Source organism: Actinosynnema sp., from assembly GCF_052038725.1.
Genome location: NZ_JBQGCX010001220.1, coordinates 1 through 1,585, shown reverse-complemented (window position 1 = coordinate 1,585; position 1,585 = coordinate 1). Strand labels below are relative to the sequence as shown.

Below are 1,585 nucleotides of genomic sequence, written 5' to 3'. Positions count from 1 at the left end.
GCGAGATCGAGGCCGACCGGGCCAAGCCGCGGGCCAACGCCCGCCTGATCACCGGCATCACCCTGTCGGTGCTGGTCTTCCTGTCCCTGTCCGGGGACTACATCGCCCCCTACGGCAGCCCGATCGGGCAGGTCCTGCTCGGCACCTACCTGGCCACCTACGTCGGGATGCTGATCTGGCTGCGCAAGATGGCCGAGGGAAAGCCCATGCCACGGTTCATCGGCACCTCGGTCGCGCAGGAGACACCATGACCGCCCTGCAGCTGCTCCTGGCCGCCGGCGGGCTCGTCGGGGCGGGTTTGGCGCTGGTGCTGTTCCAGCTGGCCCCGTCCCACCCCGACCTGGGGCAGGCCCTGGCCCGGCTCTCACCGGCCGGTGCCCGCGAGGCCCAGAACGCAGCCAAGGCCTTGGCCCAACCACAGGTCAAGGGCAGCGACGACATCCGCGACGTGCTCGGCGCCTGGGGCGCCCGGCACCTCCCCGCCCGTCTGCGGGGCAAGGTGGCACCGGCCGACCTGGCTGTCCTGGGCATGACACCGGCACGGTTCTACGGCGAGAAGATCACGTACGTTTTCATCGGCCTGGTCGCCGGTCCGGTCCTGTCCGCCGCGGTCCTGTTCTCCTTCTCCATCCCGCTGTACGTCCCGGTGGTCGCCACCTTGGCCCTGGCCGCCGCACTGTGGTTCATCCCGACCTACAACGTGCTGACCGACGCTCGCGACGCCCGGGTCGAGTTCGCCCGCTCCCTGGGTGCCTTCGTCGACCTGGTCGCCCTCGAGATGGCCTCCGGGTCAGGCCCGCGGCAGTCGATGGAGGCCGCCGCCGCGGTCGGGGACTCCTGGGTCTTCCGCCGGATGCGCGAAGAGCTGGCCCGCACCCGCTGGTCGGGGATTACACCCTGGGACGCGCTGCGGCACCTGGGCAACGAGATCGACATGCCCGACCTGCACGAACTGGCCGACATCATGCGCCTGTCCGGGGAGGACGGAGCAAGGGTCTACCCCCAGCTTAAGGCCCGCGCCGCCAGCATGCGCTCGGCCATCCTGACCGCGCAGAAGACCCGCGCCAACGAGGTCAGCGAACGCATGACCCTGCCGATGACCCTGCTCGGAATGATCTTCCTGGTCATCCTCATCACCCCCCAGATCCTGCGCATGGTGGGGAGCTGATCGACGCGAGCCCCCCGACTGCGCGCCCAGCGCACACCCGGACCCGAAGCCACGTTCCACACCATCACGAAGGGGAGAACCCATGAAGAAGTCCACCCTCAGGTACAGCGCCTCGGCGCTGGCCGTTCCGCAGCGTCTGCGCCCGCAGATCACCGCCCGAGGTGAGCGGGGATCCATCTCGGTGGAGACCGTCGTCATCGCCCTGGGCCTGTTCGCCTTGGCCACGGTGATCGTCGGCCTGCTCACCGCCTGGGCCACCGGCAAGCTGGGCGGCCTGACCTGATGACCCGGCGGCTCGGCCTGCGGTCCCGGGCGGTGGTGGGTGTCCTGCGCGCCGCCGGCAAGGACCGTGGTTCGAGTTCGGTCGAAGTCGTCGTGCTGCTGCCGCTGGTCTTCCTGCTGCTCTTCGCGATGGTG

At 70.0% G+C, this 1,585-nt stretch carries 3 protein-coding genes; all 3 read left to right on the top strand.

The features are described from left to right. Positions 1-251, top strand: a 251-nt coding sequence (locus tag ACTUAL_RS25680; protein WP_440902049.1) for a type II secretion system F family protein, incomplete at its 5' end; no start/stop codon positions are given. After that, positions 248-1,168, top strand: a complete 921-nt coding sequence (locus ACTUAL_RS25675) for a type II secretion system F family protein (protein WP_440902048.1) — start codon at positions 248-250, stop codon at positions 1,166-1,168. The genes ACTUAL_RS25680 and ACTUAL_RS25675, both read left to right, overlap by 4 nt. A gap of 82 nt (positions 1,169-1,250) precedes the next feature. Then, positions 1,251-1,451: a hypothetical protein gene (locus tag ACTUAL_RS25670; protein ID WP_440902047.1), complete on the top strand. Its 201-nt coding sequence runs from the start codon at positions 1,251-1,253 to the stop codon at positions 1,449-1,451. Positions 1,452-1,585: the final 134 nt, after the last annotated feature.